Here is a 24,578-nt window from a genome sequence, read left to right on the forward strand (position 1 = left end):
GTTTTTTCTTACGCTTCTTGAGCAGCTGCTGGATATACACTTACTTGTTTGCGGTCACGACCTAAACGTTCGAATTTAACAACGCCGTCGACTTTCGCAAAAAGAGTGTCATCACCGCCGCGGCCAACGTTTTCACCTGGGTAAATCTTTGTACCGCGTTGACGGTAAAGGATAGAACCACCAGTTACAAATTGACCGTCTGCACGCTTCGCACCAAGGCGCTTCGCGATGGAGTCACGTCCGTTCTTTGTAGAACCTACTCCCTTTTTAGATGCAAACAATTGAAGATCTAATTTTAATAACATTTCATTCCACCTCCTGCTTTTTGAAGGTTATTTTAATGTGCTCTCCGTACTCTTCTTCTATCGTTCGTAATGAAACAGCCATCCCCTCAAGAAGAAGTTGAACTTTCTCATTTATGACTTCCGGAATGTTTTCCGGAATTACACAGCGGAGAAAGCCATCTCCTTGTTCAATCTCTGGAGTGATACCTGCTATAGCATGCACTGCATTAATTGCACCAACGGAAACTGCAGATGCACCTGCACAGACAATGTCTTGTCCCCGATTGGCAAAAAAAGCATGACCGCTTATTTTAAACGATTGAATCGTGCCGGACTCAGTACGATAAATCGTAATGTTAATCATCTATTTTCCCAACACCTTATGCGTTGATTTTTTCGATGACTACTTTAGTGTAAGGTTGACGATGACCTTGTTTCTTACGGTTGTTTTTCTTCGCTTTATACTTGAAAACGATGATTTTCTTTTGACGGCCTTGCTTTTCAACTTTAGCTGTAACTGTAGCGCCAGCAACAACAGGGCTGCCAACTTTCACAGTTTCACCGCCAACGAAAAGAACCTTGTCAAAAGTAACTGTTTCACCAGCTTCAACATCTAGTTTTTCAATGTAGATAGCTTGGCCTTCTTCAACTTTCAATTGCTTACCGCCAGTTTCGATAATTGCGTACATGAACTGCACCTCCTTATAAACTCAGACTCGCCAAATACAGGCGCTTATGCGTAAAGCAAAAGGCTTACTACCTGCACTGTGCGGTTGTAGCACGGGTGCGCTACAAACATAACATTAAGATACTAACATAGTTTAATTGAATATGTCAATACCAATTTGGTTACTTCATAGGTCAGTGAAGTTCTTTTTGAGAGAGTTCCTTCACATCTCCAAACTGCTTCAGCTGATAAAAATGGGGTAAAGTATGCTGTAGCGTAAAATATAGTTTAAGATGGAGAAGTTCTTCTTCTAATACCTCTCTATGGGCCTCATTTTCCCCGAGAAGTGCCTCCTTTACCTCTGGAGTTGTCTCTACAAGGATGGCCTCAAAATCGGCGTTGCGGTGCTCTAACAGCTCTCTCTCAAGCCGGAAGGCAACCGTTTCTGGACTAAGTATACGGCCTGTGCCTTCACAGACCGGGCATTTAACCTTAAGGGCTTCTGATAAGGCAACCTTTGTCTTTTTCCTTGTCAGCTGGAGAATGCCAAGTTCTGTAAACCCAATGATTTTTGTTCTTTTCTCATCCCTGCTTAATGCTAATTCGACTGTACCGAGAATGGTTTGCTTGTCCTCTTCCCGGATCATATCAATAAAATCGATCAAAACAATTCCGCCAATATCACGGAGACGAAGCTGTCTGACGATTTCTTTTGCCGCGAGTTGATTGGTTTTGAGGACCGTTTCCTGATAATCCACCTTACCAGAAAATTTCCCTGTGTTGACATCGATAATCGTTAATGCTTCGGTCTCATCAAAAATAAGGTAGGCCCCATGATCAAGCCAGACAATCCTCTTCAGAGCTTTGTCAATTTCATGTTCCACTTTGCTGCTAGAAAAAATATTTTCCTTACCATTGTAATAAGTAAGGATGACGTTGTCGTTTACTGATTCGAGTAATTTTTTTAGGGAAATATCGTCAACGATAATTTCCCCCGTTTTCATCCTTGCCGCTTGCGCGCTGATCATTTCAATAAAGGTGTCTTTTTGAAAAAGTAACCCGGGCTTTTTTAAGGCTGACGCTTTTTGTAATAGTTCTTGATACTGTTCTCTTAGGGTATGTAGTTCAGCGGCGATCTCCTCTTCTGTACTATAAATCGCTGAGGTCCGGAAGATCAGCCCTTCTTCTTCCGTTTTTAATTTGCTTCCGATTTGACGCAATGCCGTTTTCTTCGATTCATTAGCAATTTTCTTAGATACCGCCACATATCGTCCCTGTGGCATATAAACGAGGTGATTTCCCTCGATCTCAATGATTCCGTTAACTTTTGGGCCTTTGGTGCCTGTTGCATCCTTCTCGACCTGTACGAGCATTTTTTCACCTTGATGAACAAAGGAGGTGACGTTTTTTTGTTTTTCTGTTGATTGAACATATGATGGGAGCACATTTCGGTTTAAATAAGCGTTTTTCTCCTCGCCGATATCAATGAAGGCTGCGTTCATACCGGGCAGTACCTTTGTAACGGTCCCCCAATAAATATTGCCGACCAGCGAGCGATGTTCAGGTCGGTCAATGACAATATTTTCAACACGGTTATTTCTCAGATAAGCAAATCGCTTTTCCCGTGAATGATAGTTGACAATTAATGTTTCCACTTGAGGCGTCCTCACTTTACAAGCTTTCTTAAAATCACAGAAGAAGCGCTCGTTACCGAAGCGCTTCTCTCATTTTTCTTATTATACCCTAATAGTATGAAAAAAGTAGGTCGCTGATTTTATCGGTCAGCCGTTTTTCGGAAAAATAGGCATGCAGGAGCTCGTTTTCATCCAGTTTCCCGGTTTCCCGTCCATCTGCTTCCACAATAATCGGATGCTTGCAGCCACGCTGAAATTTTTCGAGCACATGAATCAACAAATCCTCTTCATTCGCCTGGATGGGCTTCAGGTTATCAAGGGTAGCCTTTTTCCCGTAATAGCGCTCAAGTAAAAACCTCATAAAGATATAGCGGCGCTGCTTCCATTCATGGTAAAGCGAGAAAAACAAGAAGATGATCACAACCCAAACATTCAAATGCAAAGGGGCTGTTACTAAAATACTCACGGAAAACAAGCTCAAACAGCAAAGTGAAATCAGTAATGTCAGCTGATGTGCCCTTGGAAAAGAATCCTTTAATGATAGCAGTAAAAATACCAGCTTCCCCCCATCAAGCGGCCAAACTGGGAATAAGTTAAAAACGAAGATCATTGCATTATAATTGATAAAAAGGTGTAATAAATCTTCTGAGAGCAGCTGAAATGAAAATAAGACATAAGCGAGCCCGACCATCCAGACATGCTGCAGCGGCCCGGCAAGCACCACAATCATCTCTTCCTTTAACGGACGGTTACCGTGCTCATCCATTTCAGCTACCCCTCCAAATGGAAGCAGGGAAATTTTTTTAATCCTCCAGGAAAAAAAAGAAGCCGCAGCAGCATGCCCCATCTCGTGGATGAAAATAATTCCTAGCAGCAACAAGACTTCAAGGAAATGGGCTGTAGCAATCGATAATGCAATCACAATCCACAACAACGGATGGATTGAAACCAGTCTTAGAAGTGTAATAGTCCTATTCAAAGCGGATCACCTGAATCGGATCAATAAAATTGTCGTTCTTTTTAATGGCAAAATAGTATTGGCCTTTTGTCTTATCTTCCCCCGCAGAGGCAGAAACTGTTCCAACTACGGTTCTCTTATCAACGTACTCATACAATTTCACCTTAACGTCGTCCAAATTCCCGTACCATGTTTCAGATTTATCCGAGTGCTGGATAATGACGGTTTTTCCGATCCCTTCTTTTACACCTGCAAAAGTAACCAGCCCATCATTAATCGCCTGGACCGCGGCGTCCTTGGTGGTTTCAATCATGATTCCCTGACCATTTTTTTGAAAGTTTTCAAGAATTTTTCCCATTGCCGGGACTGATAAATTCTGATTCTCTGCCACTGATTTTTGATCAGAGGATTTATCTTCAGCAAAAGGCAGCAGCGCTAATGGTTTACCGAACTTCTCCTCATACCAATTGGATACCACGGCAAACTTAAAGTCCTTGTCCATTTGGCTTGTAACAAAGTCTCTAGCCGGCTCCAGTTTTACTGTATGATTACGGAATAAAATAGCAACGGCTAAGAAAAGAAGCGCTGAGGCCAGGATTTTGAAAAAGAACACTTCTTTTTTAAAGAGTGGATGCCCCGCATCATCACCTCCATCCACGGAAGGACTCGTGTACTTAAAATCATAATGCTCATCATCACCCGGCCAAGTTATTTGGCGTCCAGGACTTTTTGAATTTGAATTTGAATTGTTACCCTGTTCTTTTTTTCTTTTGGCGATTCGCCGCCGTATTTCTTCCGGTGTAGACCGCGCCATACCCCATCAACCCTTTTCCTACTTTTTTGTACAAGTTTATGTGCGAGGAAGGATGAGTATGACAACATTAAAAAGCCTGTCCGCAATTAAATGCGGACAGGCTCTTGTTATACTTTGATTACTGCCTAGCTACAGCGCCTAGGGGCTCGGGGTCATAAGCCAACCCGTCAAGAAGGCTAAAGAACAGCCTTCTCGCCGGCTCGTCTTATGCCTGTCGCCCCTGGTCAAGGCGCTTCCGCTTTATCTGACACCAAAAAACTTTTTAAGTTTAGTAAAAACACCTTTGTTTGCATCCTCAAGCGACTGAAGCGGAATGGATTCACCAAGAATTCTCCTGGCAATATTCCGGTAGGCAATTGATGCCTTGCTATTTGGATTTAACGCAATCGGTTCGCCGTGATTAGAGGCTTTAATAACCTCTTCATCATCGGCAACAATGCCAATCAACTCAATGGATAAATGCTGGGTGATTTCATCAATATCAAGCATATCCCCAGTCTTCATCATATGATTGCGAATCCGGTTGACCACTAATTTAGGCGCTTCCATATTATTCTGTTTTTCTAAGAGACCAATAATTCGGTCGGCATCACGAACAGCAGATACCTCAGGCGTTGTCACGACAATCGCTTTATCGGCACCGGCCACTGCATTTTGAAAGCCCTGCTCAATCCCGGCTGGGCAATCAATAATAATATAATCATAGTCTTGCTTTAATTCGATCATTAATTCTTTCATTTGTTCCGGTGTTACTGCTGATTTATCAACCGTTTGTGCAGCTGGAAGTAAATATAATAAGCCGTCAAACCGTTTATCTTTGACCAAGGCCTGATGGATTTTACATCTTTTTTCTACAACATCCACCAGGTCATAAATAATCCTGTTCTCTAAACCCATTACTACATCCAAATTTCGAAGACCGATGTCTGTATCTACTAAGCATACCTTTTTTCCTTGAAGGGCCAAAGAAGTCCCAATATTAGCAGAAGTCGTGGTTTTTCCCACTCCGCCCTTACCGGATGTAATTACGATTGCCTCTCCCACCTTAATGTCCCCCTTCGAATCTGTTTAAATTAGGCCTTAATTGAACTAAAACTTGTAATCTATCAACAATGATTTTCCGGTCCTCATTTATGTAAGCACATTCCATTTCCCGCGGTTCATTGTTTTCGGCATGATCGGGTGCGCGATTAATTTGATCACTAATCCTGAGCTGAGATGGTTTCATACTAGACGCAGCAATTACAGCTTCCTCATTTCCAAAGCAGCCGGCATGTGCAACACCTTTTAATGTTCCCATTACAAAAATATTTCCACCAGCAATAATCGTTCCTCCAGGGTTAACATCGCCGATCAATAATAAATCACCAGGGGCTTCTAGGACTTGCCCTGATCGAATAATTTTAGAAACAGTCATGACCTCATTTTCAGTCATTTGTTGTTTTGCTTCTTCGAGCGTCATAACATTCGAAACAATATCATCGACAACCAAGTTTCTTTTTTGGAGAATTAACTCTTTTAACTCTTCATGCTGCTCTAAGGATAAATAGCGGTTGCCGACGTTTACTTTTACAGAAATTAAATTGCGCTCGTCCTGTGTCCGGGAGTTTGCTGATAGCTTTTGATCCAGTTCCTTTTTTAGTTCCTCATAGGAACATGTATCGTCAAGATGAAGGACAAGGCCTTCCTTCGTACCCTTTATTGTAACATTTTGCCGCTTTTTCATGGAGATTTTTTCACCTCATAATAAGAAAACAATTTAGGAATAGGAGTCCTATGGTCCTATTCCAATTCAAAATATACAGACATTTAATAGAAATTCGACATGAGGGGTCCATTCTCCTCTTTTAAAAAGAAATCAAGTTTAAGACTAATCAGCCCGCATTGCATCCATATGTTTTTCGAACAACCTTTTTAATGGATATCCCGTAATGAGCACGAATAGCGCATTTAAGATAAGCGTTGGGTAAAAGCGCAAATTAATAAAACTCTTAAAATCAATGTCCGTCACATCGATCAGATGGTCCATTTCATATACGCCCACTTCTAATAAAGCAATCCCTACGATCGTTATGAGAAGGGCAACAATAAAATTATTTTGCAGGATATTCAAGATTTTGGACGTAAGATAGGCAACAAACGGAAAAAGGAAAAGGTAAATTCCAATAATTTCAATGTAAACAATATCATACAAAAGCCCAAAGATGGCTGCATAAATAATTCCTTGTTTCTTGCTTACAAAAATAGTCAAAAACAATAAAGCAGCAAACAGAAAGTGAGGAGCAATTATTTTGCTTTGACCAAAAAGATCTTCTGGGACATATTGAACATATAAGCTTTCCAAAATAAATAATAGCAGAAACAAAAGAGGGAGAAGGAATCTTTTCACGATTACTCCCCCGTCCCGGTCGTTGTATCAGCAGCTTGAGCCATAACTCTTTTCGTCACGATGACCGTTTTAATATCATAAAAATCAGCCCCTGGTTTTACCAAAGCCGTTAGGTTTAATCCATATTGATCCTGTTTTACTTCGACCACTTTCCCGATCATTAACCCTTTTGGAAAAACGTCCCCTAATCCAGAGGTGATAACGGTTTGCCCTTTTTGAATGTCGGCACCAGAAGGGATGGCCTTGACCTGAAGTAATTTTTTCTCGCTGTCATAGCCTTCCACAAGTCCATATACATTGGTTTTTCCTTGAACAATCGCCGAAATTCGGTTCTTCGGGTCCATGGAACTCAACAGCTGAACGGTCGAGCTAAATTGAGTCACACTCTTTACTTTTCCAATCAGGCCGTTAGCTGTGACAACTGCCATATTTTTTTTAACACCGCTTAATTTACCTTTGTCGATTATAATCATTTCATGCCAACGATCAGGGTTTCTTCCAATCACAGTAGCTGGAAGTGGTTCATAATCTCTCAGGGTCTTCTTTTCACCGAGAACATCACGTAATTCTTTATTGTCATTCTTCAGCTCTTGAACCTGTGCTTCAAGGCTGGCAAGATTTTCAACTCGTGATTTTAATTCTTTATTCTCTTCGTATGTATTGGTAAGGTCCTGGAGATTTTCAAAAAAGCCTGCAACATAGTTTGTAGGCTTAGAAACCAAGGATTGAACCCAGCCGGTTGTATCTTTGACAAATTGCTCCGGCCAGGATAGTTTGCTTCTCTCCCTTAAAGAAAACCCAATCAATGCCACGAGAACAATAATGCTGACAAGCAAAATAATCAGTCGTTTATTCATAAAGAACTGTGGCATGATTATACACCTCATTTTTTCTATATAGATAAGAAAGTATTAGTCTTTAAAAAGCTCTTGCTTAACGAGTTTCCCTTGTTCTGTTTTTAAACAGATGGATATGGTCAAGAGCCTTCCCTGTTCCGATGGCTACGCAATCAAGCGGGTTTTCGGCAATTAAAACAGGCATTTTTGTTTCTTCACTAATGACACTGTCCAAATTGCGAAGAAGCGCGCCCCCGCCTGTTAGAACAATGCCCCTGTCCATAATATCGGCAGCAAGTTCAGGCGGCGTTTTTTCTAACGTACTTTTTACTGCTTCTACGATCGCATAAACGGTATCATTAAGAGCAGACGCTATTTCTTTCGCTGTAATTTCAATTGTTTTTGGCAGACCTGTTAAGAGGTCACGACCGCGAATCTCCATATTATCGATTCCTTCCGGAGTACCTGCAGAGCCGATTTCCATTTTAATTTGTTCAGAGGTGCGTTCCCCAATCATCAAATTATAATTTTTGCGGATATATGAAATAATCGATTCGTCCATCTCATCGCCAGCTACACGGATCGATTGGCTCGTTACGATTCCTCCTAAAGAGATAATCGCGACTTCCGTCGTCCCTCCGCCAATATCAACGACCATGCTTCCGGTTGGTTCCCAAACAGGCAGGTTTGCACCAATGGCCGCAGCAAATGGCTCTTCAATCGTATAGGCGTCCTTTGCCCCCGCTTGTCTTGTTGCATCAATAACGGCTCTTTCTTCTACGGCAGTAATGCCTGATGGTACACAGACCATTACATATGGCTTACCTGAAAAAAGATTATTACTTTTTTGTGCTTGACGAATATGGTATTTCATCATCACAGCGGTCGTTTCGAAATCCGCGATCACGCCATCCTTCATCGGCCTCATGGCAACAACGTTCCCCGGTGTCCGTCCAATCATATTTTTTGCGTCGTTCCCAACTGCTACGATACTTTTTGTATCCGTCTGCATGGCTACAACTGATGGCTCACGTAATACAATGCCTTTTCCTTTTACATAGACGAGGGTATTGGCGGTTCCCAAGTCAATTCCAAGATCTCTAGGTCTAATTCCAAACATACTGTTGTATCTCCCTTTCTGTTACGAAATGCACAAATTCTATAGGCAGGTAATCACCTTAATTATCTTGTCTTTTATCGTACGATTTAAATGATTACTTTAAAAAACAATCCTAAAAAATCATACCCAATATTATATCCTAACGTCAAATATTATCCTAGTGTTATAAATATCCTTTTTCCTTTAAACTCACAAACTTGTTTTCACCGATAATCAAATGATCGAGCAAATCGATGCCAATGATCTTTCCGCACTCGACAAGGCGCTTCGTCACCTCTATGTCCTCTCTGCTCGGAGTCGGATCTCCTGAAGGATGATTATGCAGGGCAATAATTGAGGCAGCCGAACGCTTTAATGCCTCGCGGAACACCTCTCGTGGGTGCACGATCGAGGCATTTAAGCTGCCGATAAAGACGGTTTGTTTATGGATGACTTGATTTTTCGTGTTTAAAAACAAACAGACGAAATGCTCTTGGGTCAAGAAGCGCATATCGTTCATGACATACTTCGCCCCGTCTTCCGGCGAGCGTATCACATAGCGATCTGTGTAATTAAGATTGGCAATTCTTCTGCCAATTTCAACCGCAGCAAGAATCTGAATCGCCTTAGCTGCACCAATCCCTTTGATTTCCGTCATCTCTTCTAATGTCGCACTTTTTAACATGCGCAGACCTTCAAAGTGCGTTAAAAGGCGATTGGATAATTGCAGGACCGATTCATCTTTTGTTCCGGTGCGAAGCAGGATCGCTATCAGTTCATGATTGGACAGGCTTTGCGGTCCATGGTTAATAAAACGCTCCCTTGGCCTCTCATCCTGCGGAAAATCACGAATCATTAATGTATTTGTGGACATTTAATTACCTCCCCTTTTAGTGGGAGTCTTTTTCTAATAGGGCAAAGTGTATCCCGCCTTTTTCAATTCCCTTATGGTCCTTGCGACAGGCAGGCCGACAACGGCAAAATAGTCTCCATTGATTTTTTTGACAAGCATGCTTCCAAGCTGCTGAATCCCGTAGGCCCCTGCTTTATCAAACGGTTCACCACTTTGCACATAGGCGTTGATTTCTTCGTCTGTTAACTCCCAAAACCATACTTCTGTTCTTTCATAAAATTTTGTTGAACCCGTTGGAGTTACAATGGCAACACCTGTGAAAACTTCATGCTGACGCCCTGACAGCCTTTTTAACATACTAATAGCTTCTGGTTCGTTTGCTGGCTTTCCTAAAATTTGATTATCTACAACTACAACTGTGTCCGAGCCAATCACAAAGGCTTCTTGGTTCTTCCGAAAAACGACCTGTGCTTTACGCTCGGCTAACTCCATGACTACTTCCGCTGGGGAGAGTGCAGGATCAAAGCTTTCATCAACTTCACTGCTTGAGATCGCGAATGATAAGTGGAGATTTTCTAGAAGTTCCTTTCGCCGTGGAGAAGAAGAGGCTAAAATGAGGTTTTGCATTCAATCACCTTACCTTATGTCATTTTGTATAGGGAGATACATGTTAATCCTATCAGAAATTCTAGAAGCAAACAATTTTAATATGATTAAATTTTGAAGATTATTGTCAAATTATGCAAAAAGAAAAGCTAAGCGCCTTTACCAGGGCTCAAGGATACAGACGAGCCGGCGAGAGGGCTGCTTTTTAGCCTTCTTTACGGATTGGCCTAAATGTGGAAGCGACTGTTCTGAGACGCATACATAAGACGCACACTGCAAGAGGGCGCTTTTTACCTTCTTCAGGGGGTGGCTTATGGCTCGAGTCCCAAGGAGCCGCAACGTGGATAAGGTTATGAATCCAAGCCCATAGGCAGCTGCTAGACAACGCTCAAAGTTTAATTTTATAAACAAATAAGCCCCACCATAATGGCAGGACTTATTTCCCGGAAAATATCAACCTTTGTCGACTACAATGAATAATAGGCACTTAAAAAGTTTAATAGGTGCTGCTGAGCCTGACTGAGACTCTTTTTACTTTTGGATTTTTCATAAGTATTTAGCTTATCGGCCGCGGTCGTTAATTCTGTTTTTATCTTCGTTACCTTTGCATTCTTTAGCCCGCTCGTCTTTAATTGTTCCTCAAGGCCTGTTACCGCCTTAGTCGATTCCTTAGACAGTTCACCGCTTATTAGAGCAGTTGATGTTGCTAATGATAACGTTTCATAGACAGTAGGTACATTCTTTAGGAAGCTTTTCTCTTGGTCATTTAGACCGGATACTTGTTTTTCATCAAGTAACAGTGGCTTCGCAAAGATATCTTCGACTCCATCTGCTTTATATTGATTGCCCAGTGATTTGGCTGTTTCAATGGAATCGGCTACTCCAAGGAATAGATATTGCTTCCCACTCATTTCAACTAGTTGTGATGGAACCCCTTTTGAGGTTACCTCGGTTGATGTTTCCTTCGCACCATCCTTTGATAAGAATACACCGCCTTGAATTACATAGGTTGTCATTTGGTCTAAGGTAATAGCATTTGATGACTTTTCTCCGGTATTGTCGACTGTCGTATTTCCAGTTTTTTCGGCCACTGTTGGTACTGTTGCAGTTCCCGCCTTATCTGTAGGCCCTGTGATCACTAATTTCAACATTACAAATCCAATTGTGGTACCTATTAGGATGGCAAAGGCAGCGGAAGTAACAATTGTGACAATGTTACGGTCCTTTTTCTTTTTTGGATTGGTTGAATAGGATGATATTTTGGGGAGGCTCGGCTTTTTTGTTTTTTTATCGCCTGCAATTGTAAATTCCTCTATATCTTGATCGGAGGATTCCGGAATGATCCAGTCAAAGCTTTCATCGACAGATTCCTGGGTGGCGGCTATTTCTAAGAATCCATCATTTTCTAGTTTATTCGAATCTATTTCTATCACTTTTCGAATAGGTCCGATGTTTGGCTTGCGGTCGATTTCCTTTGGTTCTTCCTCAAAGGTTTTGGGTTCTCCATTTAATTTAATCTTGATTGTATTGCCTTTGTTAGGCTTGTCCACTGCTTGTACTCCTCTCTCTTCCGAAGGGTCATTGGGTTCATCCTAACATATAGGCAAAAAAAAATAACAAGACTTTTGTCGTCTTGTTAGGGTAGTCTTTCGTCAAATTGTTTGTTGGTTCGTCACATTGATAACTATGGCTGTGTGGCTGCTGTTTCAGGGAACTCGCTTAACGGGTTGTCCTTGCCAGCTGGGGCTGGAGCATCCATTTTTGGAAGATCTGCTTGTAAATCAGTAAGACTTGGCATATAAAAAGCTGATACAGTAAGTGAATATGTTAGAGGCTGCGTTTCTGTTTCGAGACTTGTAACCTCTTGTCCGCCTGTATAATTGATCGCTTCAACCGCAACAATTCTTGTAAGCGACTCTAATGTTTCAATGAATTTCTCCAGATCCTTATAGGCTGGTGATTCTACCTGTAACTGTACGGTTAGCTTTTTTAAACCGTTTGTCGACGTTGTAGACTGCTGCTGAGTTCCAGCTTGAGTAGTTCCAGTTTGGTTTGTTGCAGCTTGATTGGCCGTATCCTGAGTTGTTTGCGTTGCAGTGCTAGTTTGACCTGTTGCAGTAGATTGTGAATTTGCTTGATCTGTTGCCACGGTTGCATCCGCATCTTTAGAAAAGCTCATTGTTTTGATCTCACTATTCGAAACCGTTTCAGCTTTTTCTAAATCGAGGATGAACTGTTCTTGAAGCGGCTGAACAGGTACCTTTTTCTGTAGTTCGACTGTATCCTCCGGTTTAGAATCAGTCGTTTCTGTTTTTTTCTGAGTAACTACATCTAGTAACTTTTGTTCAGTCTTAAGTGTCTGTTGTTTGACGCTTAAATCAGACCTCAATGGATTGAGCGAGAAGAACTGAAAATAAACAATCAACATGACAATTAAAAGTATACCTGCGCCTAAGATGATTTTGTCTATTTTTGAGAGGCGGAACTTCATGGAGCAGTCACCCCTTCCTCATTCTCCTTGCTTTTATCCGTTGATTCTTTTATTGCCTCTTTATTAAACGTAATTTCAAATTGTCCAACGTATCGAGGAAGAATATTATTATCAGGCTTTGTTGTGCTTGTAGACGTTCCATTTGCAGCAACACCTGTATTTGTCGAGTTTGAGTTGCTTTGATTCGTTGTCGTGCCCGCTGTATTAGTCTGATTAGTCTGTCCACTCGTAGTTGTACTTTGACTATTTGTGGTTGCAGTAGTAGTACTCTGTACAGTTGCAGCCGTGTTAGTCGTACTAGCAGTGGTTTGTCCAGTTGTACCAGTTACAGCATTCTGGCTGGTTGACTGGGTTGCACTATCGGTAGTTTCCTCAGATTCATTTGCAGTTAGAGAATTAAGACTTGCATCCTCAATCCAGTCTGATTTTTTTAGGCTTTCTAAAAAGTAAGCCGCTTCACGAGTGGTGTCAAATTGCACACTAATTGTTACCGTTCCACTCTCTGAATATGCGAAAGATTGAATGAATCCACGTTCAGGCAGGAGTGAATTAAGGTATCTCATTACCGGGATGGTTTGAATCGGATAGGCATCTGCCCAATCTACAGCTGATTTTAATAAATCAACGGATGTAGAGGCTTCATTCGTTTGCGCACTTTGTTGTTCTTTTTCGGTAATTTTTTTAGTCATTGTAATTTGCTGATTTAGCGATTCGGCATCGCTCTTAACAGATTTAATCTGCCAAAAATAAACGCTGCCAATCAATATTAAGACAGCAGCAATAGCAGATAGGTAGACAATATTAAATTTCTTAGGTTCTTTTTGAGGAAGCAGGTTTATTTCTACTAACATTATTGCACCTCTTTTAAAGCAAGACCTAAAGGTAATAAAAGATTGGTCGGGATGCTCGGATATTTATTTTTCGCTTCACTATCAATCTCCACGAAATCTACAGGAATATCGTATCTTTCTTTCATTTCATCATATATGGCCATTAGCATGGGATGGTCACCATTTAAGAGAAACTTTGAAATATCCGGCTTATCATTATTATTATGTGAATAACGGTAAAAATCTAATAACTTATTCATCTCTTTAAAGATATCTTCAAATTGGATCACCAGTTCCTCAGGTGCCCCTTTAAACTTACAAACCATTAATCCTAGTGTATTTCGTGAAATTTCCCACTGATCCATATCAAACGGCAAGGAGAACTGCCGCATCACCAACGGGACCGATTCATCAAAAATACATAAGTTCACACTAGTTAAATCAAACTGAACAGTGAACAAAACCTCATCTGCTTCGACCCGGTCTAGTTTATGATACAAACGGTACAAGGATAACGGGGAAATGTCGGCCGCAACAGGATTCATTTTTAACCGGCTAAGCAGATCGACGTATTCCATCACATTTTGCTCTGGTGCAGCAAATAAAAGTAAATCCTTTGTCTTGCCATTATCCATCAGTGAGTAGTAGTCAAACACCGGCTCTTCAAAAGGCAAATGGATACTGGAACCGAGTTCTAAATATAGATACCCCTTTATTTCATCATCTTGAACATCGGCTGGTATCGTGACCTGTCGGATAATGACAAGCGGATTTGGAACAATAAAACGAATAGAACGTCTCTTGATTTTCCATTCGTCAATACATTCTTCGAGAATGCTCGATAGAGAATCCATATCCACAATCTTCCCGTCTACTATGATCCCAGGAGGTAAAAAACGCTCAAACCATCTTTGCGGTGTCGGCGGATTCTCTTGTTTTAGTTCCAAAAAGCGAACTGAATGGTCATTTATTACCAGATTGATTATTCTGTTTTTAGGTGAAAAGAGGGAAAATGCCATATGATGAACCCCTTAATAAAATATCCTTAATAAATGAATTTGAAGTACAAGTCAATAATATCCCAACCCCAGAAATAGGCTGTCAGTGTTCCGGCTGCAATGAACGGACCAAATGGGATAGGCTGGCGCTTTTTTACGATTCTAAATAGGAGAGCTAAGCCGCCAATAATTGCTCCATATAATGTTGCGAGAAAAAATGACAATAACACTAATTTAAATCCTATTACAAAACCGATTAGGGCATATAGTTTAACATCGCCAAAACCCATCCCCCCCTTGCTGACAACAGCGATAATTAGGAGGAGGAGAAAGCCTGTAACCGCCCCTAGAAGGCTGTCCCACCATGGTGTTAAGGGCCAGACAATTCGTTCCAATAAAAAAATCCCTGCAAACCAAAGCAAAATTTTATCAGGGATGATCATATAATGAATATCGGACACGGTGATAATCATGAACATTGAGATGAACGTTAAAGCAACAATTAGTTCTCCAGACCATCCAATAACGTATGGTGCAGTTGCAAAAAGGATTCCAGTTAATAGTTCAAAAGTCGGATAGATAGGAGAAATCCGCGACTGACAGCCGCGGCATTTCCCTTTTTGAAGTATATATGATAAAACCGGAATTAGTTCAAATGGTGTTAACTGATGTCCGCAAGTTGGACATGCAGATTTTGGTGTGACGATTGATTGTTTTAATGGGACTCTTAGGCCAACTACGTTGAAAAAAGAGCCAAATATTAGACCATAGAAAAATATAAGAATTTTAACCATTTCTACTGTTTATATGCTGAAAGTGCTTTTTCTGAAACTTTATCTGTTTTGGCAGGAGTAGTTTCTTTACTTACAATCTTACATGCATCATGATTTTCAATTTCATAGGAATATTTTACTGATCCATCAGCTTGTGAGGTTGGTGTTACAGTAACTTTAAATCCTTCATCCTTAACACGATCTAAGTAAGTTCCTAAACTTGTAGTACTACTAGCACCATCAATAGTTAAATATGTGACGGCATCAGGGTGTTTTTCAGCTACATAAAGATGGGCTGCATCAATTATTAATAGTGCATCTTGTACTTTTGCTTTATTCTCTGACTTTGTAATTACATTTCCAATTGCTGGGATGGCTATTGCTGCGATAATCCCTAAAATAATAATAACTGCAAGTAATTCAATCAATGTAAAACCTTTTTGTTCTCTCATTTTTGCTTTTAAAGCTGGTACCATTTTCCCGCTCCCTCTGGTTCTATGAACCTAGTAATATTTATCTATGAGTATACAATAAATGACATCATTGTAAAAGATGTTTTTTATCATTTCGTGTCTCAAATTATGGATATTTGTAGCTAAATGTCGAAAATTTGTGATTATTAACTCATTTGATCATACATCGAGAACATTGGCATCATAATCGACATGACAATCACCCCAACAACACCTGCCAAAAAGACTATCATAAGCGGTTCGATCAAGGACTTTAGTCGGTCTGTCCCAGCATCAACCTCTTTTTCATAGAACTCCGCAATTTTCGATAACATCGCATCTAAAGCCCCGGTTCCCTCCCCGATCGTAATCATTTGCGTGACTAAGGGAGGAAACGCCCAATGGGCAATCATTGGCTCTGTCATCGATCTACCCTTCTCAAGCGAGTCACGGGAATCACGAATAACTTTGGAGATCACCTCATTTTCAACAACCTTTTCAACAATCGACATTGCCTGCAAAATCGGCACAGAGCTGGAAAACAACGTGCTAAGCGTCCGCATCATTCGTGCTAACTGGGCTTTTTGAATCATTCTTCCGAATATTGGTATCCTTAAGGATACTAAATCTAAATAGTATTTAGCCTGTTTATTTTTTTTGATGAACATAAAGGATAGGTATACAGCAACAAAAAAAATGGCTAATGACCACCAAAACGATTGCATAAATTCACTAACGGATAAAACAAATTTTGTAATAGCAGGAAGTTTTAAATCCATATCAGAAAACATCGTTACAAACTTGGGAACAACTCCAATCAGCAAGAATATAACAGCCAAAATCGCAATGACCCCTATAACGGCCGGATACGTAAGCGCTGATTTGACCTTCTCCCTTGTATGATGCTGCTTTTCAAAATCCTCAGCAAGCCGTTCAAGAGTTCCATCCATATTACCGCTGACCTCTCCCGCCTTTACCATATTGACAAACATGGAATTAAATATTTTGGGATGTTTAGAAACCGCTTCAGAAAAAGGGTTCCCTTCCCTTAGTTCCTGCTCTACATCTAATAATGCGCGTTTTAGCCCTTTGCTCTCTGTTTGAGCAGCCAGAACCGCTGTCGCCTCTACAATGGTAACCCCGGCCTTCAACAATGTGGCAAATTGCCGCAGATAAATAACAAAATCCTGCATCTTAATGGGATTTCCTATCGTTAGTTCCATTGTCATTAATGTCTCTGGAACTTCAGTCATTTCAATTACCCTAACACCATTATCTTTCAGCTTCACCATGGCCTCGCGGCGGGAGGCTGCAGTAATAACACCCTGCTTTTTCCCGCGCTTGTCTCGTCCGGAATATTTAAATCTAGGCATCCATCATCATCTTTTCTTGTAGATATTTGGTTGCAGCTCTTTCTGAATGATATTACGGTCAAGCAAATCTCTAATACTCATTTCTAAAGTGTGCATACCTTGTGCACGCGAAGTTTGCATTGTACTTTGAATTTGATGAATCTTTTCATTTCGAATTAAGTTTGCAATTGCGGGATTATTGACTAATATCTCTGTAGCAGCTCTACGGCCTTTGTTATCAACTGTAGGGAAAAGTCTTTGCGAGATTACCCCTACCAAGACAGATGCAAGCTGGACGCGAATTTGCGGCTGCTGTGCAGGCGGAAAAACGTCAATGATACGGTTGATCGTCGCTGGCGCACTAGAGGTATGGAGTGTACCAAAAACAAGGTGGCCTGTTTCCGCTGCTGTAATAGCGATACCAATTGTTTCCAAGTCACGCATCTCCCCTACAAGGATAACGTCTGGATCCTGACGGAGAGCCGCTTTTAGACCACTTGCATAATTCTGAGTATCGAAGCCGACCTCACGCTGATCAATAATGGAATTCCCATGTTTATGAAGGTATTCTATCGGGTCTTCTAGGGTTATAATATGTTTCCTCATTGTCCGATTCATATAATCAATCATGGATGCTAGTGTTGTCGACTTACCGCTTCCTGTAGGTCCAGTTACTAGAATAAGCCCTTGTGGCTTTTCAACAAGCTTAGGAATGATTTCCGGCAGATCTAAATCTTCGAGGGTTGGCGTTTTGGATGCAACAACCCTTAATGCTAGTGAGACACTTTTGCGTTGATGATAGGCATTCACACGGAAGCGAGACACTCCTGGAATCCCATATGAGAAATCAAGTTCCCCTTTATCTTTAAATTGACCCCAAAGGTTGTCAGGAATAATTTGTTTGGCTATTGCCTCGGTGTCTGCTGGCAGAAGCATCTCTTTTCCGTATCGTTTAATATCTCCATTAATCCGAAAAATAGGGGGAACCCCAACCGTTAAGTGGATATCAGATGCTTTAAATTCCATTGCGGCCCGTAGAATATGATCAATTCTTTCATTCATCGTCTCAACCCCCTACTCTAAAATGGCAACACGTAAGACTTCTTCCGTTGTTGTCAAACCTTGTTTCACTTTTAATAGACCATCATCAATTAGGAAGATAGTTTTATTTTTAATCGCATGTTCCTTTAACTTTTGAACTGAGTTATCATTCATAATGATTCTACGCATGTTATCATTTATGACCAGTACCTCATGAAGGGCAATCCTTCCTTTATAGCCTGTCATATTGCAGGAAGGACAGCCTTTCCCTCTTGTTATCTTGTCAATTTTCAAACCACGTCTAGCAAAAATCTCCTTTTCTCTTAATGAAGGTTCTTGAGACTCTCCACAATCACGGCACACTCTGCGGACAAGACGCTGCGCGACAATGCCGGAAACGGATGATGCAATCATAAACGGTTCAACGCCCATATCATTTAGGCGTGTAATAGTTCCAAGTGAATCATTCGTATGCAGTGTACTTAAAACTAAATGCCCCGTTAATGATGCACGTATGGCAATCTCTGCGGTTTCTTTATCACGAATCTCTCCGACCATGATAATATTTGGATCCTGACGGAGGATGGAGCGCAAACCCGCAGCAAATGTCATCCCGACATTTGTATTTACTTGGATTTGATTAATTCCTTCTAGCTGATACTCGACCGGATCCTCAATTGTGATGATATTGACCTCTTCGCTATTTAATTTATTGAGCGCCGCATAAAGTGTAGAAGACTTCCCTGACCCCGTTGGTCCGGTAATAATAACAATTCCTGTCGGCTGCTCAATTAACTGGCTAAACCGTTTGAGATTGAGAGCATTAAAGCCAATTTTATTTAAATCATTTAAGGCTGCCCCCATGTCCAACAGACGCATAACGATTTTTTCTCCGTAAACAGTTGGGAGGGTTGATACACGTAGATCAATTGGATAAAAATCTAAATGCAGTTTTATACGGCCGTCTTGTGGTATACGATGTTCCGTAATATCCAAGTTGGACATGATTTTAATTCTTGCTGTTAATACACTATGCATTTGACGCGGTAAAACACGTTCTACTCTTAGCACTCCATCAACCCGATAGCGAATAACAATTTTTGTTTCCTGTGGGTCGATATGAATATCACTTGCTTTTTGGATAACGGCATTAGTCAGAAGCTGATTAACCAATCGAACGATTGGCGAATCCTGATTTGTGACATCTTCATCCCGACCTCGGTCATTTGGGGTCAGATCATCAAAAAGTTCTTGAAACCCATCATCATCTTCATAATACTTGTTTATTGTTCTGAGGATGTCCTCTTTTGTTGCTATCCCTGCTTCAATTTGAAATCCGGTTGATAAACGCAAATCATCCATAACAATAAAGTCCATTGGATTTACCATAGCAACAAACAGCTTATTCCCTTCCTTTTTTAGAGGAACAATCAGATTTCTTTTCGCCATATCCTTTGAAATCAAGGTAAAAAGACTTGTATCAAAAGGATATTGAACAAGATTTACATGTGGAATCCCTAGTTGATTTTCTAATACCTCTGCTAATTGATTGTCAGTTATATATCCTTTTTGCAGTAAGGCTTCTCCAAGCTTTTGACTGGACCCTTTTTCCCCTAAAGTAGCTGAAAGCTGCTCCCTTGTAATAAGCCCTTGTTCAATTAGCAATTCACCTAATGGTTTTCTTGTTTGTTTTCTATTGTAATCAGTCTTATTTTGGTTGTTCATTCGGCTTCCCCCAAAGGTCATCAACATTTGAATCTTGAATTGTAGTACCAGATGTTGAAGTAGTTTGACTTCCATCAGGACTAGTTTCAGTTGAAGGAGTTAATGTTGTTGTAGTTTGACTTCCAGTTGCTGTTGTTCCCTGCGTTGTACCAGTTAAGGAATGTATTTCAACTCGATATGCCGGAGAATAATAATCCTCTGAAATGAACTCAGTCTTTAGCAGTTGTTCTCCTTGGTACACTGCCCGGTAAACTTTTACGTATTTGCCATCGGCACCCGCAGCTTTAACCACTGTATTACCTGATTTTAAAAGTGGGCTATATTGAACAATCGTTTTTGGTTTTAATGAATGTTCATCCTTTTTAGTGATTTTATAGTTGTAAAGTAATTTTTCACCTTTTAAGCTGACACTTAATTGATTGTCTTTTATTGTCATTACTAGTGTATAGCTTGTTTTATTAGAATTAGCGAAGATTAAATCCATGTTTTTATCAGGACAGACGCGTGCTTCAAATCCCAAAACTGCATAATCAGGAAGTGTACTGCTTAAATTTCGGTCTACAATTGTAAAATTAGTTGGAAGTAGTGCTTGATAAATTCCCGTTCCAAGTATACTTAATAGAGAAGGATCATTTATCTTTTGATTCTTGGCAAAGTCTAGAACAGAAAACGTTGCTCCTTCAGCAATTTTAACCTCTGGATTTTGTTTAACTATAACTTGAAGTCCATCAGAGACCTCATTTAAGTTAAGAACAGCTTTACTTATAACAACATCCTTATCCACTGCGTTTGCCAGCATGTAGTCCTTGGACAGGTTGAAAGTTTGTTCACCATTCTGAAGAGCGGATGCTGACGATTCTAAATTTGTTTTCAGTTTTGTAAAATCAACTTCGTTACTATTAAGCTCTGGGAAAAGAATACTTATTTGCTCCTCAAGCTGCATAAGATCAATTGAAAGAAAGACAGGGTTGGACTGCCCATCTTTAATTGAATTGATGGTTTTTTCTTTATCTAAGTAAAAAAGGTTCAAATCCAACGGAACGGTCTTATCACTAAATTGAAAAGTAAATTTTGTATTTTTCATCCAATCCAGGTACTGTTTCTCTAATAAACTGGCTGCTTCTGCAGCGGCTTTCCCCGATACATCTATGTTTCCAATCTTAGTTCCTTCTGAATATTTCCCATCAAGATTAGCCAATTGTTCATATGCCTTTGCTCCAAAGTGAGAGGTACTAAAGATAAAGGCAGTACTAAAAAAAAGTACGAACAATAATTTTATAAACTGAGTGTAACTTTTCATATCTTTGCCCCCAATCTATCAAACTACTTTTGTAATTTGACTTCCCTCTCGATATCTTTGTCCTTTTTGGGTTCTTCACTCCCGGCCGCAGCTTCCTCAGCCGCAAGAAATAAATCTTCTAGGAAATATTCATCTTTTTCTTCTTCAACAATAATGTCTTTGTCTTCTCTTAAAACTTCTAAATCACTTATTTCCTCAAGCCTGCCTTCATCCTCAGTGTTGTTCATTTCAGCTGATTTATCTTGCAGTAAGTTTTCTATATCTGCTAAATAGCCTTCTTCAAGTAAATTATCTTCAGTGATTTCTGTTTTTTCAGTTTTTTCTAATTCATTAAGCACAAAGAGGTCATCTGCCTCTAATTCAAGGTTAATTTTTTCTAATTCTTGCTTTGCCTGTTCTTGTACTATATGCACCTGTTTTTCTTCAATATCCGTTAATGAAGGTAATTCTTCTGTTTCAATATTTAAGTCTAATAACTCTAATTCAACTGTTTTTTCTACTACCATTGGGTTGGATTCAACATATTCGAATTGTTCATCATCTTCTAAATCAAACGCCTTTATTTCTTTACTATATATAAAAGTCCCAAATCGAGTATCCATTACATAAGCAGCAATTAAAGCCAATAAAATTATTATTAACCCTGTCTGCCATAATGGGAGAGAATTAACAGTTGTTAGTCCTCCAAGTGCCAGCACAAAACCAGTTAGAGTAACACTCAGCTTTCCTATAAAGGAGAAACCAATCCGTAATACTGTAAGAATTAAAAGTAAAGTTAAAGTAGCACCAATGGCCCATAAAAATGGCAGCATAAATGGAATTCCTTTCTTTATTAGACTATTTATCTATTAAAACAACCCATTAATTTCTATATTCCAAAGATTTTTCGACTATATATGCATGATTTTGACAAAAAAAACACCTTTTACATATTGTAGTATATTATTTCATAGTAAGAAAGACGGTTGGTAATATTTTTTTACAAGAAAAAAACCCAATCATTGCTAAGGGAACTAATTCAAAATACCTATTAGCAATAATTGAGTACTCAATTTACTATTTCAATTTTTAATTACTTTCTCTGGTTGGTTCTGTTGTTATCATTTCCTTTACAGGTGAAAGTCCGGTACCATTATCAACAAAAAGGGGGGAATTATCATAATTAATTTGGACAAATTTAAATATAAAGTTGTCATCATTCCCACTAGAGGTCAATGTTCTAGCTATAATCGAACCTGAAAAGGAAGTATTTAAAGAAACACTTGCATTAGGTGCGAAGATCATTTTAGGAACAGTATTATCATTACTCAGATAACTTATATTAAATCCACCGGTAATAATATGCCCAAGCACGCCTTTCCCTTTTGCCGGATCAATCACGATATCCGAGTTTTTCGCGTACATGGATCCATAGATTTTTCCTCCAATATTTGCTGCCGTACCTTCTAAAAATACATATATTTTTTCGATATTTGTATCAGTACCCAAGATATTACCTTCTGTTCCGATAATACTACCTGGACCCATCGTGATGTTTTTTATATAAAATGAAAGTTTACCTGTACCAACAACTTTAATTTTCCCGTAAACATTTAAGTTGTTTAACACTAAATTTTTATTATAATTTCCAACATCAATCGTTAAAGTTTGATCACTGTTAACTGTTAAGGAATTAAATGCCATATCACTGTTAAGGGTTAATGTTTGGTTTGTTGTTGTCATTGAATAATTATTTGTATTTGTTATCGTAAAGACCGGAAAATCAGGGATGTTTAATGGTGTACTTACATTTGTATAAATATTCCCCGAGACAATTGCTTTGCTACCATTTAGCGTTACCTCACTCATTGTTCCAGATGTACCAATCGATCCGTCAACCGGAACGTTTTTTAAGATTAGACTATCTTTCACAAACAAAACAGTATCGGCCGGTATCGTTACGCTTGTCCGTGGTTTCCAGGACACGTGAAATACCTTAACCACTTTTCTTGTCCGATTGTTAATCTTACCTATAGAAGTTACCTTGTAGTCATAACTATATGAAATTGGCGTACTGCTAGGGACTTGTTCAATCGTAGTTGTGGCAACAGGCTGTCCCCCTGAAGTTTGTTCAAAATCCTTATATTCTTTTACCGCTCCGACTTCCATTGCACTATTTACCCTTGTAAAAAAATCAGACCCAGTCATTGCCTGGCCATAAGCTTCCTTAAGCTTTGGCTCAATCATATTCATTCGATAAGTAACACCCGATTCAGCAATATAATAGGCAGATTGAGTATCTCGGTCACCGCTGCTCATTTTAAGGTTCGTTGAAGCAAGACCGATTAAGCTAATTCCCAAAATGGAAATGACAACTAGGACTAAAAGAACAACAATTAAGGCCACACCTTTTTCATTATTTAATGTTTTAATATGAAGAAAAAATCCTTTCATCTTTTCACCTATTTTCTTAAATAGACCGTGCTCGAAAGTGTTATTTGTGGAAGATTATTTGAAGGTATATTAGCAATAGTAATGGAATACATGTCATCTTTAACCTTTTTAAGGGTAAACGTTTGAATATTTGCAATTAATGGATCAGCGTTTTTCGTAATGTTTTTATTCTCCAACTTATATATGTCGACTCCGTTGATCTTTAACTGATCATTGGAACTATCCGTATCATCTATATTAATAAAACTTACAGTTGAAGCCTTGCGAATTTCTCTAGTGATACTATTCATTGCAAGCCGGACGTTTGATTGATTTTGAATCTCTGAAGTTTGACTGCTTGACTGTTTTAGTCCAAGTAGATGAACAGAACTTGCTAAGAGCAAAATGATTGATAGAAGAGAAAGAGCAGCTAAAAGTTCAATTAACGTAACACCTTTTTCATTGTTTCGTTTTGGTAAATCTACAGTTTTTTCCATGATTGCAGCATCTCCATTTGAGCTTCAATTTTAGCTTTGGTCTTATCCTTATAAACCTTTACTTTCACTTTTACTAACGTGCTCCCTGAAGAAGAATTTGCTTCAATATAAACATAATAACCCGGGACAGTTGTTTCAAAGAAAGCTTGGCCATTTATGTTACTTAACACCTTGTATTTTGGAGTTCCATCAGATTTGGTTAACTTATTTAATTCACTAGGAAAATTCACTAAGTCGGTGGATAGTGCAACAGTTCGGTTTAACTCTTCCATAGTAGATTCCGCCACATATGTTGCACTCATCATATTTTTTGAAATAGCATTAGAACGGGAGGATTGAACTATCATAGTTAACAATGACACAATAATAATAGAGAGGATAACAATTGAGGCGAGTATTTCTATTAAAGTCATTCCCTTTTCATTCATATACGTCGTCCTTTAATTTCTAGTATATTACAAGCTATCAAGTTTGAATTTTTTGTAGTTTTTTGTATGATTTTGATAGATAATTTCATTTTTAGTTTAACAGTATGATATATGCTTTTCAATAGATTGTATATTGTAT

Annotated in this window: 27 protein-coding genes and 1 other annotated feature; all 27 genes read right to left on the reverse strand. The window is 39.5% G+C overall.

The annotated features are described in order from the left end of the window. Nucleotides 1–8 precede the first annotated feature (8 nt). The 27 genes from rpmA to M3226_RS06265 all read right to left on the reverse strand — a co-directional run bounded on the left by rpmA (nucleotide 9) and on the right by M3226_RS06265 (nucleotide 24,439). The gene (gene rpmA / locus M3226_RS06135) at nucleotides 9–305 is read right to left on the reverse strand and encodes a 50S ribosomal protein L27 (protein WP_251563580.1); all 297 of its coding nucleotides are present in this window, start codon (nucleotides 303–305) and stop codon (nucleotides 9–11) included. 1 nt (nucleotide 306) lies between these two features. Further along, entirely contained in the window at nucleotides 307–648 is a 342-nt protein-coding gene (locus M3226_RS06140) for a ribosomal-processing cysteine protease Prp (RefSeq protein WP_251563582.1), read from the reverse strand. 16 nt (nucleotides 649–664) lie between these two features. Then, complete coding sequence (gene rplU / locus M3226_RS06145; RefSeq protein ID WP_098529848.1) at nucleotides 665–973, reverse strand: 50S ribosomal protein L21; 309 nt, start codon at nucleotides 971–973, stop codon at nucleotides 665–667. Between the two features lie 13 nt (nucleotides 974–986). Further along, nucleotides 987–1,069, reverse strand: a sequence feature (ribosomal protein L21 leader region). A gap of 76 nt (nucleotides 1,070–1,145) precedes the next feature. Further along, complete coding sequence (locus tag M3226_RS06150) at nucleotides 1,146–2,606, reverse strand: Rne/Rng family ribonuclease (protein WP_251563584.1); 1,461 nt, start codon at nucleotides 2,604–2,606, stop codon at nucleotides 1,146–1,148. Nucleotides 2,607–2,694: 88 nt separating this feature from the next. Continuing rightward, nucleotides 2,695–3,564 (reverse strand): M50 family metallopeptidase, encoded by an 870-nt coding sequence (locus M3226_RS06155; RefSeq protein WP_251563586.1) that lies wholly within the window; start codon nucleotides 3,562–3,564, stop codon nucleotides 2,695–2,697. Next, nucleotides 3,557–4,357, reverse strand: a complete 801-nt coding sequence (locus tag M3226_RS06160) for a M23 family metallopeptidase (protein WP_251563587.1) — start codon at nucleotides 4,355–4,357, stop codon at nucleotides 3,557–3,559. Before M3226_RS06160 ends, M3226_RS06155 begins: the two co-directional genes overlap by 8 nt. 240 nt (nucleotides 4,358–4,597) lie before the next feature. Beyond that, on the reverse strand, nucleotides 4,598–5,401 hold the full coding sequence (gene minD, locus M3226_RS06165; RefSeq protein WP_251563589.1) for a septum site-determining protein MinD: 804 nt from the start codon (nucleotides 5,399–5,401) through the stop codon (nucleotides 4,598–4,600). A 1-nt stretch (nucleotide 5,402) separates the two neighbouring features. After that, the gene (gene minC, locus M3226_RS06170; protein WP_285857744.1) at nucleotides 5,403–6,083 is read right to left on the reverse strand and encodes a septum site-determining protein MinC; all 681 of its coding nucleotides are present in this window, start codon (nucleotides 6,081–6,083) and stop codon (nucleotides 5,403–5,405) included. Between the two features lie 144 nt (nucleotides 6,084–6,227). Beyond that, entirely contained in the window at nucleotides 6,228–6,746 is a 519-nt protein-coding gene (gene mreD, locus M3226_RS06175) for a rod shape-determining protein MreD (RefSeq protein WP_251563591.1), read from the reverse strand. 2 nt (nucleotides 6,747–6,748) lie between these two features. Next, entirely contained in the window at nucleotides 6,749–7,618 is an 870-nt protein-coding gene (mreC, locus tag M3226_RS06180) for a rod shape-determining protein MreC (RefSeq protein ID WP_098529841.1), read from the reverse strand. 61 nt (nucleotides 7,619–7,679) lie between these two features. Next, nucleotides 7,680–8,702 (reverse strand): rod shape-determining protein, encoded by a 1,023-nt coding sequence (locus M3226_RS06185; RefSeq protein ID WP_251563593.1) that lies wholly within the window; start codon nucleotides 8,700–8,702, stop codon nucleotides 7,680–7,682. Nucleotides 8,703–8,865: 163 nt separating this feature from the next. Next, complete coding sequence (gene radC / locus M3226_RS06190) at nucleotides 8,866–9,555, reverse strand: RadC family protein (RefSeq protein WP_251563595.1); 690 nt, start codon at nucleotides 9,553–9,555, stop codon at nucleotides 8,866–8,868. A 33-nt stretch (nucleotides 9,556–9,588) separates the two neighbouring features. After that, the gene (locus M3226_RS06195) at nucleotides 9,589–10,161 is read right to left on the reverse strand and encodes a Maf family protein (RefSeq protein WP_251563597.1); all 573 of its coding nucleotides are present in this window, start codon (nucleotides 10,159–10,161) and stop codon (nucleotides 9,589–9,591) included. Between the two features lie 446 nt (nucleotides 10,162–10,607). Further along, complete coding sequence (locus tag M3226_RS06200) at nucleotides 10,608–11,690, reverse strand: hypothetical protein (RefSeq protein WP_251563599.1); 1,083 nt, start codon at nucleotides 11,688–11,690, stop codon at nucleotides 10,608–10,610. A gap of 134 nt (nucleotides 11,691–11,824) precedes the next feature. Beyond that, nucleotides 11,825–12,631 (reverse strand): pilus assembly protein PilO, encoded by an 807-nt coding sequence (locus M3226_RS06205; protein WP_251563601.1) that lies wholly within the window; start codon nucleotides 12,629–12,631, stop codon nucleotides 11,825–11,827. Further along, nucleotides 12,628–13,482 (reverse strand): PilN domain-containing protein, encoded by an 855-nt coding sequence (locus tag M3226_RS06210; protein ID WP_251563603.1) that lies wholly within the window; start codon nucleotides 13,480–13,482, stop codon nucleotides 12,628–12,630. The genes M3226_RS06205 and M3226_RS06210 overlap by 4 nt, the downstream gene beginning before the upstream one ends. Continuing rightward, nucleotides 13,482–14,480 (reverse strand): type IV pilus biogenesis protein PilM, encoded by a 999-nt coding sequence (pilM, locus tag M3226_RS06215; RefSeq protein WP_251563605.1) that lies wholly within the window; start codon nucleotides 14,478–14,480, stop codon nucleotides 13,482–13,484. Before pilM ends, M3226_RS06210 begins: the two co-directional genes overlap by 1 nt. A gap of 26 nt (nucleotides 14,481–14,506) precedes the next feature. Then, nucleotides 14,507–15,253: a prepilin peptidase gene (locus M3226_RS06220; RefSeq protein WP_251563607.1), complete on the reverse strand. Its 747-nt coding sequence runs from the start codon at nucleotides 15,251–15,253 to the stop codon at nucleotides 14,507–14,509. Between the two features lie 2 nt (nucleotides 15,254–15,255). Next, the gene (locus M3226_RS32200) at nucleotides 15,256–15,708 is read right to left on the reverse strand and encodes a prepilin-type N-terminal cleavage/methylation domain-containing protein (protein WP_285857745.1); all 453 of its coding nucleotides are present in this window, start codon (nucleotides 15,706–15,708) and stop codon (nucleotides 15,256–15,258) included. A 143-nt stretch (nucleotides 15,709–15,851) separates the two neighbouring features. Further along, nucleotides 15,852–17,057: a type II secretion system F family protein gene (locus M3226_RS06230; RefSeq protein ID WP_251563609.1), complete on the reverse strand. Its 1,206-nt coding sequence runs from the start codon at nucleotides 17,055–17,057 to the stop codon at nucleotides 15,852–15,854. 6 nt (nucleotides 17,058–17,063) lie between these two features. Then, nucleotides 17,064–18,098 (reverse strand): type IV pilus twitching motility protein PilT, encoded by a 1,035-nt coding sequence (locus M3226_RS06235; protein ID WP_251563611.1) that lies wholly within the window; start codon nucleotides 18,096–18,098, stop codon nucleotides 17,064–17,066. A 12-nt stretch (nucleotides 18,099–18,110) separates the two neighbouring features. After that, nucleotides 18,111–19,802, reverse strand: a complete 1,692-nt coding sequence (locus tag M3226_RS06240) for a GspE/PulE family protein (RefSeq protein WP_251563613.1) — start codon at nucleotides 19,800–19,802, stop codon at nucleotides 18,111–18,113. Beyond that, the gene (locus tag M3226_RS06245) at nucleotides 19,786–21,102 is read right to left on the reverse strand and encodes a G5 domain-containing protein (RefSeq protein ID WP_251563615.1); all 1,317 of its coding nucleotides are present in this window, start codon (nucleotides 21,100–21,102) and stop codon (nucleotides 19,786–19,788) included. Before M3226_RS06245 ends, M3226_RS06240 begins: the two co-directional genes overlap by 17 nt. Nucleotides 21,103–21,125: 23 nt before the next feature. Beyond that, complete coding sequence (locus M3226_RS06250; protein WP_251563616.1) at nucleotides 21,126–21,914, reverse strand: hypothetical protein; 789 nt, start codon at nucleotides 21,912–21,914, stop codon at nucleotides 21,126–21,128. A gap of 256 nt (nucleotides 21,915–22,170) precedes the next feature. Next, nucleotides 22,171–23,535, reverse strand: a complete 1,365-nt coding sequence (locus M3226_RS06255) for a PilX N-terminal domain-containing pilus assembly protein (protein ID WP_251563618.1) — start codon at nucleotides 23,533–23,535, stop codon at nucleotides 22,171–22,173. Nucleotides 23,536–23,543: 8 nt separating this feature from the next. Beyond that, nucleotides 23,544–24,011: a prepilin-type N-terminal cleavage/methylation domain-containing protein gene (locus tag M3226_RS06260; protein ID WP_251563620.1), complete on the reverse strand. Its 468-nt coding sequence runs from the start codon at nucleotides 24,009–24,011 to the stop codon at nucleotides 23,544–23,546. Beyond that, nucleotides 23,996–24,439, reverse strand: a complete 444-nt coding sequence (locus M3226_RS06265) for a prepilin-type N-terminal cleavage/methylation domain-containing protein (RefSeq protein WP_251563622.1) — start codon at nucleotides 24,437–24,439, stop codon at nucleotides 23,996–23,998. The genes M3226_RS06260 and M3226_RS06265 overlap by 16 nt, the downstream gene beginning before the upstream one ends. Nucleotides 24,440–24,578 lie beyond the last annotated feature (139 nt).

It is taken from the genome of Neobacillus cucumis, from assembly GCF_023715505.1.